Raw genomic sequence first — 19,321 nt, 5'->3', positions numbered from 1 at the left:
AGCCGAAATTGTCGTAAGTCCGACAGGCTTCTAGTGTCTTTTTAAGATACCCCCTCAAAAATCAATCGTAAAGCTTACTGACCAGAGCGGTAACCGCCGTTTCTACCCGCAGGATTCTGGGTCCCAGATGAATTCGCTCAAACCCTGCCTGCTCCAGCTTTTCCACTTCATAAGGAATAAAGCCGCCCTCAGGGCCAATGGCCAGAACCGCCTCATCGGTGATCTGGTGTGGACAGGCGCTTCCCCGCCCTGGATGAGCCACCAGCCCTCGCTTGCCTTTCACCAGCTCTGGCAGGCGATCTTCAACAAACGGCTTGAACCTTTTTTCCAGAATCACTTCCGGCAGAACCGTATCCCGAGCCTGCTCCAGCCCCAGTACCAGCTGCTCACGAACTTTGCCCGGCTCCAGCCAGGGTGTCTGCCAGTAACTCTTTTCCACACGATAGCTGTTCATAAGGATGATTTTCTTCACCCCGAGTGCAGTGAGGTGCTGAAGTGAGCGCTTGAGCATTTTCGGCCGGGGAAGGGCCAGAAGCAGCGTCAGCGGGAGAGGCTCAGGTGGATTTTCTGTCAACTCCACCGACAACCGTATCTGACCGGAAGAAAGATGAGTAATGGTGCCAGCCCCCACCTTTCCATTGATACAGCCCACCCGGAGCTGATCCCCCTCCCGGGCACAATGCACATCCATTACATGTTTGAGTTGTCGCTCATTCAGCACAACCTGCCGGTCATCAATAAAATCCTGGGGAGTGAGTAAAAGAAGGTTCATTCTGTGGGCATACCTGGAAAACAACAACACTAGCAGAGAGTGATCCCTCTGCGATAATCATCCACAATACGGTCAATTTCATCCATTACGGTTTTCAGGGTCTTTTCGGAAAGCCCTGGTCGAATCGCCTGTATTGCTGCTCTCAACTCATCAACATCATCAAACTGGCCTGCAAGCACTTCCCTCAACCCCTTCATTTCAGGGTCAGAGCATAACCATACAAGCCCGGCCGAAACCACCTTAATGGGAACCATGAATGGGGAAGAAGACGCAGCCGAAGGGGAAAGAAGGTCTTTATCAGAACGGGAATATGACATACTTCCTCCCTGAAAGGGTCATAACCAGCAAAATGCATTGCTCTAAACCATAGCCAACCTTAACCAGGGCTGCTGAAGAGGCGGATAAAACCTGCCATACAGAGGATCAAAGTTCTTCCTGAGGCACTTTCCGACTTTTCACCAGCCTGGAAAACAGAATACCGCACTCAAACAGCATCCACATGGGAACCGCCAGAAGGGACTGGGAGATAATATCCGGAGGCGTCATAAACATACCGATCACAAAACACCCCACCACCACATAAGGCCGCTTTTTGGACAGGTTTTCCACTGTGGTTACGCCGGACCAGACCAGCAACACCGTCGCTACCGGAATTTCAAACGCCAGGCCAAAGGCAAAAAACAGCTTAAGGATGAAATCCAGATAACTGTTAATATCCGTCATGACCGTCACCGACTCGGGGCCAACCGAGGTAAAAAAGGAGAAAATCAGCGGAAACACCACGTAATACGCAAAAGCGATGCCCAGATAAAACAGCATAATACTGGCGATCAACAGGGGGATAGCCACCACCTTTTCATGACGGTAGAGCCCCGGTGAGATAAACGCCCAAGCCTGATGCAGTATAAAAGGGATGGCAATGAACAGTGACAGAACGATGGTCAGCTTGAAAGGCGCCAGAAAAGGCGAAGCCACCTCGGTGGCAATCATGGTGCTGCCCTCTGGCAGACTGGCCCTCAGCGGCTCTGAGATATACAGATAGATATCGTTGGCAAAATAAAACAGTCCGGCGAACACCACCAGAACAACCACCAGGCTTCTCAGCAGACGACTGCGCAGCTCAAGCAGGTGCTGTACGAGAGGCTGCTCTTGATCCTTTTCGGGGGGCTGGGATTGGTCAGACATATTACAGCTTGTCCTTAATGGAAGACGGTTCGTGGCCCACCCTGTCACCGGGCTGTTGCAGCTCTTCAGCAGAACGGCCAGTAGCCTCTTCACCCACTGGCTCTTTCCGGGCTGAAGGCTCTCTATGGGCTAAAGGCTCTTCTGATGAATCCAGACCCTCTTGGAGGCCGGAAGCATCAGCCCCCACTGACTGCTTCAGATCGTTGATTTGGCTCTGAAACTGTTCCCGGGTCCTGTTAAGCTCTTTCATAACCGCTTCATTGTGCAGTTGACGCTTGATCCCATCCGCATCAATTTCCTTTTCCAGCTCTTCCTTGACCGACTGGAAACTCCGGCGGATCTTGCCCACCCAGTAGGCGGTAGTCCTGATGGCCTGGGGCAACCTCTCAGGGCCCAGAACCACAAGAGCAATCACAGCGACCAGCAATAACTCTGTAAACCCGATATCAAGCACAGCGAATTCTCACAGCTTTTATCTTCACACCCTCACACCTTCTCACTCACCCAAAGTGCTGAAACAGAACAAAGCCTGCCAGGTGAAACCGGCAGGATCTGAACGCCATCCCCTATTGGTTGTGATCAGTGCTGCTTACTTTTGCTCGCCTTGTCCAGATCGGACTCCAGCGGACGGGTTTCATCGGAAACGGCAGGCTTCTCTTCCTCAGAGTTCAGCGCTTTTTTAAACCCCTTGACCGCGCCTCCCAGATCAGAACCCATGCCCCGCAGCTTTTTGGTTCCAAAAAGCATGACCACAATCAGCAATATAATCAGCAATTGCCAGATACTGATGCCACCAAATCCCATTTTTCTCTCCTTCAGCTCCAGCCGGAAGCCAATTCATCAATAAACGTCTGACGACTATCTTACCCCATGAACCACCACGGACTCATCAGGGTTTTCCAATGGAAATGACGACAGTGCCACATTCTTTCAAAGGCAGCCTCTGATCAACGCCCCGTCGTTCAATACGATTATGAAGACGGGCGGGATGCCTTTTCCTCAATGCCTGAAAGACCGAATCGCCTTTCCAGCTCCTTAAGTACGTCGGCTGGTTCCAGATCAAGGTGCGACAACATCACCATGGTGTGAAACCAGAGATCGGCGGTTTCATAAACCACCGCCTCTTTACTGCCACCGGATTCAGTCCCTTTGGCAGCAATCAGGGTCTCCGCCGACTCCTCTCCCACTTTTTTCAGGATCCGGTCCAGGCCTTCATTATGCAGCCTGGCCACATAAGAGGAATCCGGATCTGCCTGACGGCGATGGCTCAACACTTCGGTCAACTGTTTAATTATATCGTTCACGTTTTAACCCGTAAGATGATTTACCACAGGAGAGAGCCCCCCTACCGATCTCCATAAATCGATTCAGGGTCTTTCAGTACCGGTTCTTCGGTTTGCCACACACCACCATCGGAGGAATCCAAACGCCGATAAAAACAGGACTGTCGTCCAGTATGACAGGCTATCCCCCCCTGCTGCTCAACCACCAGCAACAAGGCATCCCCGTCACAGTCCAGACGACACTCAACCAGTTTCTGGGTATGACCCGAAGATTCACCTTTACGCCACAACTGATTGCGGGAACGGGACCAGTAAATCGCCACCTGCTCCTGAATCGACAGCGCCAGTGACTCCCGGTTCATCCAGGCTTGCATCAGCACCTTTCCGGTTTCCACATCCTGGGCGATCGCGGCAACCAGACCGTCATCATTCCATTTCACGTCATCAAGCCAGTCCGTCGCACTCATGGTTTTCCTCCCCTTCCCCTGTTTATCTTATCGTGAAAACACCTCGGCATTTTCTTCTTAGCGCAGCAATAACCAGCCACCGGTCGCGACCATCAGCAGGCCCACTGTGGGAGCCTCCAGGGCAAGGACTCCCGAAGCCGCCAGAAAACCGGCCCCGGCCGCCAGCATCACCAGACCTAACCGCCCCTGAGCACGGCGACGCTGCTCTGCCCTGACCTGCTGCTGAAACAGCTGCTCCTGCTGAAGCGTTAACTGCTTTAGGTTGGCCACCACTTTCTGGGCAACCACCGGAGCACTGAGAATCCAGTCGGCACTGTGTTCTTTGATTGAGCAGGCGATGGCCTTTGGGCTGACCTGATCCTTGATCCAGCGCTCTAGAAAAGGTTGGGCAGTGGCCCAGAGATCCAGATCCGGATACAGCTGCCGCCCAAGCCCCTCAACATTCAACAGGGTTTTTTCCAACAGCACCAGCTGGGGCTGAACCTCCATATTAAACCGTCGTGCAACTTGAAACAGACGCACCAGCAACTGGCCAAAGGAAATGTCTTTCAGGGGCTTTTCAAAGATGGGCTCACAAACGGTTCTGATGGCCGCCTCCAGCTCTCCCACCGGGGTATCCCGGGGAACCCAGCCCGAGTCCACATGCAACTGAGCCACCTTACGATAATCCCGGCGGAAAAAGGCCAGCAGATTACTGGCAAGATAGCGCTGATCTTCCGGCTCCAGTGTCCCGATAATACCGCAGTCTATACCAATATAACGGGGCTCACCGGGGTTACTGGCATCAATAAATATATTGCCAGGATGCATATCCCCATGAAAAAAACGATCCCGGAACACCTGAGTAAAAAAGATTTCCACTCCTCTCTCGGCCAGTTTCTTCATATCCACATTCTGAGCTTTCAGCTCAGCAATATCAGAAACCGGAATGCCATAGATACGCTCCATCACCATCACCCTTGGACGGCAATAATCCCAATACACCTGGGGGACAAACAGCAAGGGGGATGACAGAAAGTTTCGCCTTAACTGGGAGCAGTTGGCCGCTTCCCGAAGCAGGTCAAGCTCATCAAGAATGGTGCGTTCATAGTCCGCAACCACCTCTACCGGCCTCAACCGCTTTGCCTCCCGGGATAAAGAACGAATCATGCGGGCAAACAGGTACATCAGCCGGATATCCTTGCGGATCACCCGGTCGATGCCCGGGCGGATCACCTTGACCACCACCTCCTCACCCGTATGAAGGCGGGCACTGTGAACCTGGGCCACCGACGCAGAAGCCAGGGGTTCACGGTCAAAATGGGCAAACAGGGTATCTACATCACTGCCCAGACTGGCCTCAATGATGGCCACTGCTTCTTCCCCGGGAAACGGAGGCACCTTATCCTGAAGCCGGGACAGTTCATCACTGATATCATCGGGCAACAGGTCCCGGCGGGTGGATAAAATCTGGCCAAACTTGATAAAAATCGGCCCCAGGGCCTCCAGGGATAAACGAATACGCTCCCCGCGGGGAGCGTGGTTTCGTATGCAATAACGCCATGGAAGCAGTCGCAGCAAACCGCGTAGCCAGAAAGGCGCACGTTCGCTGTCAATCAGGTCATCCAGCCGGTTGCGGGCAACAGCAGCAACAATTTTCAACAGACGGATCAACAGCAGTTCCCCCGGCTCAAGACGCCTTGACACTCTTTAGACCAAAGCCTCGACACAAGTCGAGGCATAAAATAGAGCAATGAAAGTGAAAATAATCAAGACAGGAAAGCACACTCCCGGCCTCAGTCCGAATTTTTATCAAACGCATTTTTTACCGTGAGCGGCGCATCCATGCTCTGGCCAGCCGGGCCTCTCAGCAGCCCTTCTACCCGACTTTCCAAACAGCCAACCGAGTCAACCAGCTGGCTCAACTCATCCCCAAACGCATCCACTTCCGGCCGGGAGGGTGCCATCTGCAGCTCTTCCTGAATAAAACCTCCTGCATTATCCACCATAAGCTGCCGCCCCTGCTGGACCTGCCGACCCGCAAAGCGAAGCCCCCGGACAATAAAATGCCCGCCCAGGTCCCCAAAGACGCGGCACAGAACAGGCTCCCAATCCAGTTCAACCAGATTGTGGGTAGCCTCAAGCTCATTGAGTAACTGAGAGCAGCCGGACACCTCAACCCCTGATGCGTCTTCAAAGTTCACTGGCCGTTGAACAACCAGGGAAGCAAGGGACACACCTGAACCCTTGAACACAGCATCACACTCTTCTTCAAAGACACTGGCCAGCCGCAGGCCGTCCCTTTCCAGGTGGATGAAGCATTCCATGTCAGGCGAAGTCACCTGGACCCTGATCACTTTCCCTGCGTAGGCGGATAGCCGCTTGAAAACCACGGGATCGAGCGACAACAGTGCATTAACCTGCCGCTCAATAGCCATCAGTAATCCAGTCTTTATAACAGGGTCATGGGCAGCCATCAGGGCTTGACTCCCTTATGCAGGGCAACAATCCCCCCAGTCATGTTGTGGTAGGCCGTATTCACAAAACCGGCCTCCTGCATCATGGCTTCCAGAGTCTCCTGATCAGGGTGCATCCGAATGCTTTCTGCCAGGTATTTGTAACTCTCAGAGTCACCGGCCACCAGCTTGCCCATCATCGGCAGCAGCCGGAATGAGTAGGCATCATAGGCTTTGGTCAGCAGCGGGTGGTGGGTTTTGGAAAATTCGAGAACCAGAAGCCGCCCCCCTGGTTTCAGGACACGACACATGGAACGCAGGGCTGCGTCCTTATCGGTGACATTGCGCAAACCAAAAGAGATGGTAATGCAGTCAAAGGTATTGTCTGGAAAAGGGAGGCACTCGGCATTGGCTTGGACAAACTCCACATTGCCCACCACACCGTTGTCCAGCAGCTTATCCCGCCCCACTTTCAACATGGAGTCGTTGATGTCCGCCAGCACCACACAGCCTTTGTCGCCGACCCTGCGGGAAAACTGCCGTGCCAGATCACCCGTCCCCCCGGCAATGTCGAGCACCGACTGACCGGGCCTGACGGCGGACAACTCGATGGTGAAACGCTTCCAGATCCGATGAACCCCCATGGACATCAGGTCATTCATCACATCGTAGCTACTGGCTACCGAATGAAACACACCCGCAACCAGGCCTTCTTTTTCCTTGCGGGGCACATCCCGATAGCCAAAGTGGGTAGTACCGTCACCTTCCTGATTGCCACTGCGCTTGCCACTGTCTGTCATGACCCTTCCCGGCCTTCTTCAATCTTTTCAGGGTGGCTATTGTAATGGCAAAACGCCCTCACCCCAACCCTCTCCCAAAGGGAGAGGGAGTAGATTGGAGTTTAATGGGAGGAAGTGCTTTTTATTCGATCTCTCTTCAGGCGAGAGTGCCGTAGTGAAGGACTACCTTCCCCCTCTCCCTTTGGGAGAGGGGCGGGGTGAGGGCATTAAGAGAAACAACCCTGAAAAAAAAGAGCTATACCTGTCCTTCCAATCAAACAACACCGACGCCGATCAGAATGACATTAACCCGCCACGCCAGGGCTCTAAGAAGCAACAGTACAGACGCTGAACAGCACCTGTGGTATTACCTGAGAGGCTCAAGACTACTAGAGCGAAAATTTCGCAGGCAACACCCTGTGGGCCCTTTTATAGCGGACTTCGTCTGCCTCTCCCACAGCCTGATCATAGAATTGGACGGTGGGCATCACCAGCAACAGAAAGGCAAGGATCTGGAAAGAACCCGCTGGCTCGAAAACCAGGGGTTCACAGTACTTCGGTTCTGGAATCACGATGTATTGCAGCAGACAGAAGCAGTGCTGGCAGAGATTGCCCGTCACCTGAAGTAGCCACCCTCAACCCTCACCCCAACCCTCTCCCAGAGGGAGAGGGGGTAGATCGGAGTTCAACGGGAAGAGGACTACCTTCCCCCCTCTCCCCTTGGGAGAGGGCCGGGGTGAGGGGAACCTATACCAGCCTGACCACAGTAGCATCAGGGTCTCGACTGGCCCCGGCCTCATGAAGTTGCCGCAGGTACTCCTCCCAGTGGCGGTTCTGGTTGATGCACAAATCATGCAGATAACCCCAGTCATAGATACCGCTGTCATGCCCATCATCAAACAACAACTTGATGGCGTAATTCCCCACCATCTCAATGCCATCAATGCCCACATTCAATTTGCCAGCCTGAAGTACTGGCTTACCGTGCCCCCTGACTTCCGCCGAGGGGCTCAACACCCGGAGAAACTCAGCGGGAAGACGAAAGTTCTGGTCACCAAACTGAATGCCCAGCTCTTTTGAGCGTTTATGAAGATTAAGGGCTGAAGGAACCGGCTTTTCATTCACTGTTTTCATGAAACTCTTTGGACGAAAACGTCTCTCGATCAATCTGGCCTATATTCTATCGGACCCCGGCAACTTTTGTCAGGAGCGATTGCCCCGCTTGTGCTCCCCAAAAGAACTGCTGTAACCTGAAAATAAACAGCCCTGGAGGCGTATAACATGGATCGTCCCCTTCCCCCACATATTGCTGACCAGGAGATTGACCTGTTCGAACTGGTCATCCGGCTCTATCAGAAAAAAACCATCATTATTCTCTGCACCCTGTTAGCAACCATGACCGCTATTGGCATCGGCTTCCTGCTGCCTGAAAGCTACGTATCCAGAGCCATTATCTCCCACAGCAATCAGGGGCAATTTTACCAGCCCAATCTTAACCTGATAAACATATATCCGGATGACAACAGCGGATTATGGGCCACAAGCAGTGTTTCTCAAAATAACCAACCTGAGTCACGGGAACCCATCACCCTCCAGTCGGAAGCCGTCTTCAAACAGTTCGAAAAGCAGTTAACCAACCCTGCTATACAGCATAAAGCCCTTGAATCCAACAACCTGCTCCCGGATAACAATCCGGAACAGGCAAAGAGCATCATCTCCATTCATTCCGACAAGAGAGCCAATACTCCCCGGATAACCATTGAATTAACAGCGGACACTGCAACAGCCGCTGCCAAAGCCATCAACGAAGACCTGATCCCACTGGCAGCCAATGCGGTTATTCAGGACCTTGAAACCAACCATACTGCACTGAGAAATCTGAGACTGGCCGCACTGAAAAGAGAAGTCCGCCAGCTGGAGGCTCGCTTTATCGCAGAGACACAAACAAGAGTAAAAGAACTGCAGGATCACCTTGCCCTCGCCCGGATACAGAGTGGCACGAATCTTTCCACTCTATTTCCGAACGAAAATGCGTTAGCCACAGCTTTAATCTCCCCGGTACAGCTGGAAGCCCGAATAAATCAGCTGAAGAGCATTCAGGAACAATATGCCTTTTATTCAACGGATGACACAGCAAGCACCCCGGAGAAACCTTACATTAGCGAGGTAACGGATAAAGTGCTGGAAATAAAAGCACTGCAGGCATTGACCATTGATTACTCGAACATCAGTCCGGTCAACATTGAACAACCCGCAACGCTACCTCTGCATCCCAAAACACCCCAGAAAGCCAAAATGGCGGTGATCGGTTTTATTCTGGGGGGCATGATCGGAGTATTTATTGCCCTGATGCAGATCTCCTTGAGCAATCGAAGAAAAGCTTATCAGGAAGTCGCCTACCAGGAAGTAAAGCTGGATGAACCTGCTCGAAGCACAACAACTGCTTCGTAAAGTACCAACCTCCCTTTGGGCTTTCCCTAATGCCCTCACCCCGGCCCTCTCCCAGGGGGAGAGGGAGAAAAGAGCCCCTTATTCCTTTCAATCCCGACCTACCCCCTCCCAGGGGGAAAAGGGAGAAAAAGCGCCGATCTTCCATTCAACTCCAACCTACCCCTCTCCCTTTGGGAGAGGGTTGGGGTGAGGGGTTAAGGGATTAGGGTGAGGAAAAAGGCGTGAAAGCCTTACAGAATATAACGACTCAAATCTTCATCCTGAACCAGCTCACCCAGATGCTGGTCCACATAAGCGGCATCAATGGTCAGGGGAGCCCCTTCCTGACTGCTGGCCAGATCAGCAGCACTGTAGGACACTTCTTCCAGCAACCGCTCCATCACCGTGTGCAAACGACGGGCACCAATATTCTCAGTGCGCTCATTCACCTGCCAGGACACTTCAGCGATGCGACGAATGGCATCCCCGGCAAACTCAATGTTCAGGGACTCCGTTGCCATCAGTGCCTGATACTGCTCAGTCAGTGAGGCATCCGGTTCGGTCAGGATGCGCATAAAGTCATCAGAGGACAGCGCCTTAAGCTCTACCCGGATGGGCAGACGCCCCTGCAACTCCGGAATCAGGTCAGACGGCTTGGCCAGATGGAAAGCACCGGAGGCAATAAACAGAATATGGTCGGTCTTCACCATGCCATATTTGGTGGACACCGTGCATCCCTCAATCAGAGGCAGCAGATCCCTCTGGACGCCTTCACGGGAAACATCAGCACTGGCACCGCTGGAACGTTTGGCCACTTTGTCGATCTCGTCAATAAAGACAATACCATTCTGCTCCACGGCATCCACCGCTTTGGACTTCAGCTCATCTTCATTGATCAGCTTGACCGCTTCTTCGTCCTGAACCAGCTTCATGGCATCCTTCACCTTCAGCTTGCGGTTTTTGGACTTGCCGGTGTTCAGATTGGAGAACATGCTCTGAAGCTGGCTGGTCATCTCTTCCATACCAGGAGGCGCCATAATCTCAACCCCCATGGCCGCTTCACGGACATCGATTTCGATCTCCTTGTCATCCAGGTCCCCTTCCCGCAATTTCTTGCGGAACACCTGACGGGTTGAGTTATCCTGGGGCTGGGATTCTTCCCCAAAATTTCTGGGAGGTGGCAACAAAGCATCCAGGATGCGCTCTTCTGCGGCATCCAGGGCTTTGTGACGAACCCGCTCCATTTCCATTTCACGGAGCATTTTTACGGCAGCGTCCATCAGGTCACGGACAATGGACTCAACATCACGGCCCACATACCCGACTTCGGTGAACTTGGTGGCTTCCACCTTGATAAACGGTGCATTGGCCAGCTTTGCCAGCCGACGGGCAATCTCAGTCTTACCAACACCGGTAGGGCCGATCATCAGGATATTTTTCGGGCTGATTTCATTACGCAGCCCTTCACTGAGCTGCATTCTCCGCCAGCGGTTGCGCAGGGCGATGGCCACGGCACGCTTGGCGTCATCCTGACCAATAATATGTTTGTCCAGTTCATGGACGATTTCGCGGGGCGTCATATCAGACATATCTGAAACTCATTTAAATGGGCGGCAACAAAAAAGGCCGGGGCTTTTTATGGCTGAGGGCTCTATACGGCAAAAGCCGTTTCGAATCCCCCTCAGGCACCAGCCAGCTCTTCAATCACCTGATTCTGGTTGGTGTACACACAGACGTCGGCGGCAATCGTCAGACTTTTTTCGACAATATCCCGTGCGCCCATTTCTGTGTTCTGATACAGGGCCTTGGCGGCTGACTGGGCATAGAAGCCACCGGAACCAATGGCCAGAATGCCATCTTCTGTCTCCATCACATCACCATTCCCGGTAATGATCAGGGACGCGCTGGCGTCCGCCACAATCAACATGGCCTCCAGCTTCTGCAGACTTCTTTCCGTCCGCCACTCTTTGGCCAGCTCCACAGCAGACTTGACCAGGCGCCCCTGATGCTTTTCCAGCTGGGCTTCAAAACGCTCAAACAGGGTAAAAGCATCCGCAGTGCCACCGGCAAATCCGGCAATCACCTTACCATGGTATAAGCGACGGACTTTATGGGCGTTACCTTTGATGACGGCGTCGCCCAGCGAAACCTGGCCATCGCCACCAATCACTACACTGCCACCACGGCGGACGGACAGAATCGTTGTGCCACGATATTGTTCCAAGGTTCGCTCCTTAAAGAATCAATCAAATGGATGGATGGAATCTAATATTGGGGGGGGATATCAATAATCAAGCCCGCCCCGGGAAAAAACTGAAGCAGGGCGGGCCGCGTTTATTTATACGCTTTTGAAAAAAGAAGGAAAACCGTTATTTCAACTGCAAAAGCAGGCTGTCGATGTTCTGACTGGCCAGCACCTGCTGGGCGTTATGCAGAGAAGAGCGATCCATAAACGGTCCCAGCTGAACCCTGTGCCAGGTTTCACCGCTGCCTACATTCACTTTTTCAACCCTGGGATCCAGCCCCTGAAGCAGCAGCTGGGCTCTCAGACGATCCGCATCCTGGGCATTTCTGAACGACCCTGCCTGAAGCAGATACTTCCTGGGCGCCCCACTCAGGGAATCACTGCCCTTTGTATCTCCCTTTTTATCTTTTGCCCCTGAACGGTCAGCCTGCTTTTCCGGAGCAGGGCGGGAAGACGGTTCAGCCATGGGAAGTGTTACCTCTGACTCAGGCAACAGGGTATAAAAATCAAATACCGGCTGACTGCTTTTTTCTGACTTATCCGGGGACGCTTCCGAAGCCTTATCCGCAACCGTTCTTACATCCACCGCCGACGGGGTCAGCCCGGCAAGAAATGCCCCGAAAAAGCCAATCGCCAGCCCCGCCAGCAACCATACCCAACCGGGGAGACCGGCTGAGACCTTGTTTCTGGAACCGGAAGACTTGCTGGCTCCCCTTTTACTGGTCGTTGATCTGGATGTCATCTCACTGTATTACCAAAAGCGAATCGTCATTGGGGCCTATTATCACCGCCAACACCCGTAGCGGGTCAAGCAGCAAAATTCCGGTTAACCCCACACCCTGTATGAACCCTTCAGGAAATGAACAAGCTCGCTCAGCCCGGCAGAACCAATACATCTATTGAGCAGGCCCCTCTTTTTCGATAGCATTCACCCATGAAAAATCATAGCTTGAAACAACAACCTGCCTGCCGGTTTTCCACCCGGACTATCCTTACTGCCTGCCAGCTCGCCGCACCACAGGAAGCTTTCCTGCGCCGATGAGGGTGACTGGATAGAAAACAGGCACACCCGTTGATGAAAGCACGTTCTGCCAGCTGCCAAAAGGCCTTCAGCCTTCGACTGACCAGCCCTTTCAGGCAGTCAGGCAATCCATGAAAAGAGCAGCCGCCACTCAGCACATTATTTGATCAGCCAGAGAGCTGACGGTTAACGACATTTTTACAGCGAGTTTCAGACCAAGGACTCATGCATGAACATTCTCAAGCTGCTTGAAGACAGAGTCATCAAAGCGCTTATGGCCGCCGGTGCCCCCGAGGGCACCCCTGCCATGGTCCGTGCCAGTGCCCGGGCCAACTTTGGCGATTACCAGTGTAACGCCGTTATGGCCGCCGCCAAAAAAATGGGGTTAAACCCCCGCGAACTGGCTCAGCAGGTCCTGGATCAGCTGGACCTGGATGGCATTGCCAGCAAAACAGAGATCGCCGGCCCGGGGTTCATCAACATTCACCTTGACTCAGACTGGCTGGCCAGAAACCTCAATTCAGCAGTCAAAGATGACAGGGCCGGTGTTGCCCTGGCCGATAAAAAACAGACCGTCGTTGTGGATTATTCGGCTCCCAACGTGGCCAAAGAGATGCACGTAGGGCACCTGCGCTCCACCATTATTGGAGACTCCTCCGCCAGAACCCTGGAGTTTCTTGGCCACAAAGTGGTTCGCCAAAACCATCTGGGCGACTGGGGCACACAGTTTGGTATGCTGATCGCCCACCTGGAAGAGCTGGAAAAAGAAAGCCAGGAAGCCATGGGCATGGAGCTGTCCGACCTGGAAACGTTCTACCGGGAAGCCAAAAGGCACTTTGATGAAGACGCTGATTTTGCCACCCGTGCCCGAAGCTACGTGGTCCGGCTCCAGGCGGGCGATGAATACTGCCTGAAGCTCTGGAAAAAACTGGTGGACATTACCCTGTCCCACAACCAGGAAACCTATGACCGTCTGAATGTCTCCCTGACCCAGGCGGATGTCATGGGCGAAAGCGCCTACAACGACAGCCTCCCGGTCATCATCCGGCTGCTGGACGAGAAGGGACTGCTGAGTGAAGACGACGGCGCCAAGGTGGTCTTCCTGGAGGAGTTCAAAAACAAGGAAGGCGACCCCATGGGGGTGATTGTTGAGAAATCCGGTGGCGGCTTCCTCTATTCAACCACCGACCTGGCTGCATTGCGGCACCGGTGCCACACCCTGAATGCTGACCGGGTGCTTTACTACGTCGATGCCCGACAGGGCCAGCATTTTGAACAGATTTTCACCATTGCCCGAAAAGCAGACTTTGCTTCAGAGCATGCCCAGCTGGAGCACCACGCCTTTGGCATGATGCTGGGGAAAGATGGCAAACCCTTCAAAACCCGCTCCGGAGGCACCATCAAACTGGCGGACCTGCTGGATGAGGCTGAAGAGCGAGCCGCTGCCCTGATCGCCAGCAAGTCAACCGACCTGACTGAAGAGCAGAAGGTCAATGTCATCAAGGCCGTGGCCATTGGCTCCGTTAAATACGCCGACCTGTCCAAGAACCGCACCAGTGACTACGTATTTGACTGGGATAATATGCTGGCGTTTGAGGGCAACACCGCCCCTTACCTTCTCTATGCCTATACCCGGATCATGAGCATCTTCCGCAAGGCCGGGGTTAATGAGTCTGACCTGAACGGTGAGATCCTTATTGAAAGCAATGAGGAAAAGGAACTGGCCCTGAAACTTTGCCGCTTCAGTGAAACCATTGATTCCGTAGCCAGAGAAGGTATGCCACATCTGCTGTGCGCCTACCTTTACGATATTTCCGGGGCCTTTATGAAGTTTTACGAAGCCTGCCCGGTCAATAAGGAAGGGGTTTCAGAAGCCCTGCGCGCCAGTCGTCTACAAATCTGTTCCCAGACCGCCCGAACCCTGAAGATCGGGCTTGGACTGCTGGGCCTGGAAACCGTCGACCAGATGTAATCTGGACAACACCTGTCTTTCATCCGCTGAATTGATAAAGGGGTGAAAGACAGGTGTCAGTCAGGTTTCCAGCATAAACGTCACTGGTCCATCATTCAGAAGAGCCACTTCCATATGGGCACCAAACTCACCAGTCGCCACATCCAAGTGTGCTTTGCGAGCCCGATCAACAAAGTAGTTATACATTTTTTCGCCATGCTCCGGAGAAGCGCCGGAACTGAAGCCTGGCCGTAACCCTTTACGGGTATCGGCCACCAGGGTAAACTGAGACACCACCAGAAGTCCTCCTCCAGTCTCTTTCAGACCCAGGTTCATCCTGCCCTGGTCATCACTGAAAATACGGTATTTCAGAACCTTTTCCAGCAGTTTGTCAGCCCTGGCCTGGTCGTCACCCCTTTCCACCCCCAGCAGCAACAAAATGCCGGATTCTATTTCCCCAACGGTTTTTCCATCAACCACTACACTGGCGTGCTGAACACGCTGAATCAGCCCCTTCATTCCCTCTACTCCTTAATTGGTAGCAACACTGCCCTCCTCTCCCTGTGGGAGAGGAGGGCAATAAGGTTGATTTTATCCCTTCTATCAATAAAACTCCGTTCCCCCTCTCCCTTTGGGAGAGGGCCGGGGTGAGGGAGAAGATGCGGTTGCCCCGACACTATTATTCCCGACCAAATCCTCAGGAAGCCAGCTTACGGGCAAATCGATCCGTTGCGCGAACCAGGGCATCCACAGTGCCGGGCTCGCAAGAGGCATGGCCCGCCTCGCGGATGATCTGGAGATCCACCTCCGGCCAGTGATCGGCCAGCGCCTGGGCATTATCCAGAGGACAGATCATATCGTAGCGCCCATGGACAATCACACCGGGAATACCGGCTATCCGGTTCATGTTGGCCAGGATCTGATTATCCTTCAAAAAACATTGATGCCTGAAGAAGTGGCATTCAATACGTGAAAGGGAGAGGGCCAGGTGGGGGTCAGCAAAGTGATCCACCAACTCCTGATTCGGCCTGAGGGTGGCAATATTCCCCTCCCAAAGAGACCAGTGTTTGGCCGCATTCATCCGTGCCAGCTCGTTATCTCCGAACAACCGGCCGTAATAAGCCTCCAGCAGGTTATCCTGTTCATTCTCCGGAATAAGCTCAAGGAAGTGCTGCCACTGATCTGGAAAGACCCGGCTGGCTCCCTCTCGGTAGAGCCAGTGGTAATCCTGCTGTCGGGAAAGGAAAATACCTCTTAGCACCAGCCCAAGCACGCTTTTCGAATGAGCCTGGGCATAAAGCAGAGCCAGTGTTGAGCCCCAGGAGCCACCAAACAGCAACCACTGCTCCACACCCAGCTCCTTGCGGATACTTTCCATATCTTCAATCAGCTGCTCAGGGGTGTTGTCCGTCAATTCCGCATGGGGTTTTGAGCGTCCACAGCCACGCTGGTCAAACAGAATAATCCGGTATTTTTCCGGATCAAAAAAGCACCGGTCTTTCTCCGTGCAACCGGCTCCTGGTCCACCATGAACAAAAAGCACCGGGATCCCGTCAGGAGAGCCGCTCTCCTCAACATACACCTGGTGAACAGAGTCCGTTTGCAGGAACCGGGTAGCATAGGGCTTGATGGCGGGATACAGGGTAAGCATGAATAATCCTTACGGGAAAAAACGCCAGAACAGTCACTTCCCTACCTTACCCTTATTCACGGGCGCCAGCAAAGGATTACACCGCTCAGCCCACGCCCCTGACAAAATCGCGCAACGATTGAACTTCCCCCCATCCCCCGGGTCGAAGGGGTGATTATAAAACAAACCATAAGAACAACCCTGGAAGTTAACCCGGGGTCATGGAATAGAGATGAGCAAACGCCCACTGATACCAGCCACAGTGCTCCTGCTGACAGCGATAACAATGGGTTCTGCCATGGCTGGTTTTCAGGAGGCTTTCCAGTCCAGCCACCCGGATTTGAGCGTACTGATCAAAACTTACCAGGGAACCCTGAAACCCTTTACCGCCCAGTGCAACTTAACGCGAACCTCCAGTCAGTGCACCACAGACAGTGTTCTCCTGGCGTTTTACATCCAGTACCCCCGGCATTTCTGTCGCCTTGCAGCCGATCACTTGTCCCGAACAAAGGATACCGCCAACAGTGGCTTGTTCAAACTGTTCTCGAAGCATATGAAACTGGAAAACTTCATGGAGGAAACCCTGCTCGCCCAGATACAACTGATCCAAAACCAACCGGCTTACCGTGACACCCTGTACCACTGGCTAATCAGTAATACCTCTGTGTTAAAGGCCTTTCAGTCCCAGCCAGAATTCAGGGACAGGGTTATTTACACTCTCTCAGAAGGTATTCTTGATAAAAATCCAGTCACCATAACGCCTCAGGTGGGAGGAAACCGTCTATCCAGAAGATACAAACACGTCATCCTCAATCTATTATCGCGCCACTTGGGAATAGAGATCGGACTCATTGAAACAGACAAGAAAAAGAACGCCTCCTACACATTGTTTACAGCCAATGCCCAGAGTTCCCCGGAACAATTACTGCCTGGCACCCAGTTCTGGTCAACCCGGCTGATGAACCCGGAAGACCCTCGTGACAGGAAGCTGGTTTTTCTGGAGACCCCGGAAGGTGCCGCTTTTTTGTTGAACGCGGCCCATGGCACATCGTCAGACAACGGGGATGACCGAAGCAAGAACAGGGAGCAGAAGAAATACAACGATAACAAGGGCGACAACTATGAAGAGGGCATACACACAAAGCCTCTGGTTGATGATACACAGCCTGATGACGACGAGACACAGAATAGCGACAAGGACAACAACTATGAAAAGGAAATACACACAAAGCCTCTGGTTGATCCGATAGCCCCTCGCCATACCTGGGGTAATGATAAAGCCAAAAGCACAAGTCGAGAACGAAGTAAGCAAAGGGCAGGCAAGCCCCATTCGCCCTTTGGGTGGTCAGAAAACATCAGGGAACCCACCGACAAAGCCCCCTATTCCTACTGGGATCTTGCGAAAATGTGGTGGTATATCTCCACCAGCTCAAAAACACTGGAGATCACCACGGCTTCATTAGTCGATGCGTATTACTACCTGAGAGATGGAAAAATACCGGACGGGCCACCGGGAGACCAGCCACGCATTCCCAAAAAGCCCCCCCCTTTACCGATGGACGCCCCTTACCCTGAGCACCGGAACTGGCAACTGGAAAGCTTTGATGACCCAGGCTGATGGCTCTCAATAAATAGGCTCCATCAACATGACAAACACCCTTTTGTCCATGAAAAAATGACTAAATGAACAGCCTTTCTTGGAAAAAGGGAACCAAATCCATTCAACAGCGTCAAAAGGAGCACAGATTCCAGAAAAGGAGCCCGACATGGACTGTCGCCCGATTACAACCACTTTTAACGCTCTTTTGTTCATCCTGTTACTTCAAGCAGTGAATGCTACAGCAAGACCGCTGGATACTTATCAAAAGCTACAGGCAAAGTGGACCCTGGCCAACCTGACCATTACAGAGCAAACACCATTTACATCCGATAGCTCTAAAAGCCGCGTCACCAAGGTTCTGGCCATAAAGTCCCTGTATCAGAACCACCTGGAAGCATTTCACCATTATCTTGCTGAATTATTAGCCGACTTAACCCTCCCGGAAACCAGAAATTTAAGACATTTAATGCTTAGAGAGTCAGGGTTAAATAAAGACACCACCGATGTTTTAAGCCACTATTTTACCTTTTTAGGTGGCGATATCCTGCCCCAGGAAAAAGCCGATCTAATCAATCAGCTGGCCAACACTTTGAGCACAACCCCTGACATCAGCAACTTCCTGTCCGATGAAACAAAAAGAAACAGGCTGATCCACCAGATCGCCAAAAACACAATCATGAACGAAAAAGGTGACGCCGTTTACGATGACGCAAGAACCGGGCAGCAGCTATCCAGCAAATTCAAAACGGAGTTATTTCTTCTTCAGATCGGGAAATCAGGAGAACTAAGCGCTAACTTATACAAACCCGATGGTACGGTTGAAAAAGTGGTCCCGAACCCGCCAGATTCAGGCCACATTGACGACCAGATAAATGCAATTGCACCCCATATGACCCCCTCCTATCTGGGCAACCCGAGAATGCTTCTGCTCGGGTCTCCAGAGCAAATGGGTATACTTTCCCCCATTCAGGAATCGCCACACACAACAGATGGCTTATCCGGCATGGGGGAACCTCAAGAAGGCACAAGAAAAAGGACTTCCCCTCCGAAAGAGGAAAGCGATAGGCTGCCTCCAGAACCCGAGGAGAACCCCTTTTACAAAGGCCGCTATCAATACTGGCCATTAAATGCTGTATCCAATACGGCACGGGCAGCCAGAATCCCCCTTTTAAATTACGTATTAACGGTTGGCGGCAAACTTGCGGACGAGGTCATCTCTTTTGGCGGTTATGTGATTCACACCACTTATAACCTGCTTTATTTTTCCCTGGACCTACTGGGGGTTCTTGATGCCTGGGACTGGCTGCTCAATTCAGAAAGAAAAAGCTGGGAGTCTTCCGACCAGGACGACCCGTGGTAACCATGAAGAGTGAGAGTGAACGGCTATTAGTTAATATGCATTAGTTCAGATCTGATCTGACAATTCCCTCTTCAAAAAAGGGAAGGGTTACCGATTTAGATAGAGGGTGAAATCACTGAAATCTAAATCGTAAAAAGGTAACCCTTATGATTCATACTAATCA

21 protein-coding genes are annotated in these 19,321 nt (G+C 52.5%); 5 read left to right on the top strand and 16 right to left on the bottom strand.

What is annotated here, in order from left to right:
* Positions 1–61 precede the first annotated feature (61 nt).
* The 10 genes from ACNRUY_RS17150 to ubiE form a co-directional block, all read right to left on the bottom strand.
* Positions 62–772 carry a 16S rRNA (uracil(1498)-N(3))-methyltransferase gene (locus tag ACNRUY_RS17150; RefSeq protein WP_488112874.1) on the bottom strand — a complete coding sequence of 237 codons (711 nt, stop codon included), beginning with the start codon at positions 770–772 and terminating at the stop codon, positions 62–64.
* A 29-nt stretch (positions 773–801) separates the two neighbouring features.
* Positions 802–1,089: a hypothetical protein gene (locus ACNRUY_RS17145; RefSeq protein ID WP_488112873.1), complete on the bottom strand. Its 288-nt coding sequence runs from the start codon at positions 1,087–1,089 to the stop codon at positions 802–804.
* Between the two features lie 106 nt (positions 1,090–1,195).
* On the bottom strand, positions 1,196–1,957 hold the full coding sequence (tatC, locus tag ACNRUY_RS17140) for a twin-arginine translocase subunit TatC (RefSeq protein ID WP_488112872.1): 762 nt from the start codon (positions 1,955–1,957) through the stop codon (positions 1,196–1,198).
* A 1-nt stretch (position 1,958) separates the two neighbouring features.
* Positions 1,959–2,411 (bottom strand): Sec-independent protein translocase protein TatB, encoded by a 453-nt coding sequence (gene tatB, locus ACNRUY_RS17135; RefSeq protein ID WP_488112871.1) that lies wholly within the window; start codon positions 2,409–2,411, stop codon positions 1,959–1,961.
* Between the two features lie 125 nt (positions 2,412–2,536).
* A complete protein-coding gene (tatA, locus tag ACNRUY_RS17130) occupies positions 2,537–2,761 on the bottom strand; it encodes a Sec-independent protein translocase subunit TatA (protein WP_488112870.1) in 225 nt (74 codons plus the stop codon).
* 167 nt (positions 2,762–2,928) lie between these two features.
* The gene (locus tag ACNRUY_RS17125) at positions 2,929–3,261 is read right to left on the bottom strand and encodes a phosphoribosyl-ATP diphosphatase (RefSeq protein WP_488112869.1); all 333 of its coding nucleotides are present in this window, start codon (positions 3,259–3,261) and stop codon (positions 2,929–2,931) included.
* A gap of 41 nt (positions 3,262–3,302) precedes the next feature.
* Entirely contained in the window at positions 3,303–3,707 is a 405-nt protein-coding gene (gene hisI / locus ACNRUY_RS17120) for a phosphoribosyl-AMP cyclohydrolase (RefSeq protein WP_488112868.1), read from the bottom strand.
* A gap of 57 nt (positions 3,708–3,764) precedes the next feature.
* Positions 3,765–5,393 (bottom strand): ubiquinone biosynthesis regulatory protein kinase UbiB, encoded by a 1,629-nt coding sequence (ubiB, locus tag ACNRUY_RS17115; RefSeq protein ID WP_488112867.1) that lies wholly within the window; start codon positions 5,391–5,393, stop codon positions 3,765–3,767.
* A gap of 89 nt (positions 5,394–5,482) precedes the next feature.
* Positions 5,483–6,163, bottom strand: coding sequence for a ubiquinone biosynthesis accessory factor UbiJ (locus ACNRUY_RS17110; protein WP_488112866.1), 681 nt, complete (start codon positions 6,161–6,163; stop codon positions 5,483–5,485).
* Positions 6,163–6,942 carry a bifunctional demethylmenaquinone methyltransferase/2-methoxy-6-polyprenyl-1,4-benzoquinol methylase UbiE gene (gene ubiE, locus ACNRUY_RS17105; RefSeq protein WP_488112865.1) on the bottom strand — a complete coding sequence of 260 codons (780 nt, stop codon included), beginning with the start codon at positions 6,940–6,942 and terminating at the stop codon, positions 6,163–6,165. The genes ACNRUY_RS17110 and ubiE overlap by 1 nt, the downstream gene beginning before the upstream one ends.
* A gap of 197 nt (positions 6,943–7,139) precedes the next feature.
* On the opposite strand from ubiE, the gene ACNRUY_RS17100 reads away from it, so the two are divergent.
* Complete coding sequence (locus ACNRUY_RS17100) at positions 7,140–7,550, top strand: endonuclease domain-containing protein (protein ID WP_488112864.1); 411 nt, start codon at positions 7,140–7,142, stop codon at positions 7,548–7,550.
* A 118-nt stretch (positions 7,551–7,668) separates the two neighbouring features.
* Here the strand turns inward: ACNRUY_RS17100 and ACNRUY_RS17095 are convergent, their stop codons facing one another.
* Positions 7,669–8,055, bottom strand: a complete 387-nt coding sequence (locus ACNRUY_RS17095) for a gamma-butyrobetaine hydroxylase family protein (protein ID WP_488112863.1) — start codon at positions 8,053–8,055, stop codon at positions 7,669–7,671.
* Positions 8,056–8,202: 147 nt separating this feature from the next.
* Between ACNRUY_RS17095 and ACNRUY_RS17090 the strand changes: the two genes are divergently transcribed.
* Positions 8,203–9,372: a Wzz/FepE/Etk N-terminal domain-containing protein gene (locus ACNRUY_RS17090; RefSeq protein ID WP_488112862.1), complete on the top strand. Its 1,170-nt coding sequence runs from the start codon at positions 8,203–8,205 to the stop codon at positions 9,370–9,372.
* A 230-nt stretch (positions 9,373–9,602) separates the two neighbouring features.
* On the opposite strand, the gene hslU is transcribed toward ACNRUY_RS17090, so the two are convergent.
* From hslU to ACNRUY_RS17075, 3 genes are all read right to left on the bottom strand, one after another.
* A complete protein-coding gene (gene hslU / locus ACNRUY_RS17085) occupies positions 9,603–10,940 on the bottom strand; it encodes an ATP-dependent protease ATPase subunit HslU (RefSeq protein ID WP_488112861.1) in 1,338 nt (445 codons plus the stop codon).
* Between the two features lie 92 nt (positions 10,941–11,032).
* Entirely contained in the window at positions 11,033–11,575 is a 543-nt protein-coding gene (hslV, locus tag ACNRUY_RS17080) for an ATP-dependent protease subunit HslV (protein ID WP_488112860.1), read from the bottom strand.
* Positions 11,576–11,720: 145 nt separating this feature from the next.
* Positions 11,721–12,338: an SPOR domain-containing protein gene (locus tag ACNRUY_RS17075; RefSeq protein WP_488112859.1), complete on the bottom strand. Its 618-nt coding sequence runs from the start codon at positions 12,336–12,338 to the stop codon at positions 11,721–11,723.
* 508 nt (positions 12,339–12,846) lie between these two features.
* On the opposite strand from ACNRUY_RS17075, the gene argS reads away from it, so the two are divergent.
* Entirely contained in the window at positions 12,847–14,589 is a 1,743-nt protein-coding gene (gene argS / locus ACNRUY_RS17070) for an arginine--tRNA ligase (protein ID WP_488112858.1), read from the top strand.
* 60 nt (positions 14,590–14,649) lie between these two features.
* Here the strand turns inward: argS and dtd are convergent, their stop codons facing one another.
* Positions 14,650–15,087, bottom strand: coding sequence for a D-aminoacyl-tRNA deacylase (gene dtd / locus ACNRUY_RS17065; protein WP_488112857.1), 438 nt, complete (start codon positions 15,085–15,087; stop codon positions 14,650–14,652).
* Positions 15,088–15,265: 178 nt separating this feature from the next.
* Positions 15,266–16,219, bottom strand: a complete 954-nt coding sequence (gene pip / locus ACNRUY_RS17060) for a prolyl aminopeptidase (protein ID WP_488112856.1) — start codon at positions 16,217–16,219, stop codon at positions 15,266–15,268.
* Positions 16,220–16,430: 211 nt separating this feature from the next.
* Between pip and ACNRUY_RS17055 the strand changes: the two genes are divergently transcribed.
* Together ACNRUY_RS17055 and ACNRUY_RS17050 are read left to right on the top strand one after the other, a co-directional pair.
* Positions 16,431–17,816, top strand: a complete 1,386-nt coding sequence (locus ACNRUY_RS17055; RefSeq protein WP_488112855.1) for a hypothetical protein — start codon at positions 16,431–16,433, stop codon at positions 17,814–17,816.
* A gap of 148 nt (positions 17,817–17,964) precedes the next feature.
* Positions 17,965–19,158 carry a hypothetical protein gene (locus ACNRUY_RS17050; protein WP_488112854.1) on the top strand — a complete coding sequence of 398 codons (1,194 nt, stop codon included), beginning with the start codon at positions 17,965–17,967 and terminating at the stop codon, positions 19,156–19,158.
* The last annotated feature ends 163 nt before the right edge of the window (positions 19,159–19,321 follow it).

This window comes from Endozoicomonas sp. Z74 (genome assembly GCF_057680865.1).
The sequence above is the reverse complement of the archived record's forward strand: the minus strand, read 5'-3'. Positions and strand labels throughout refer to the sequence as shown.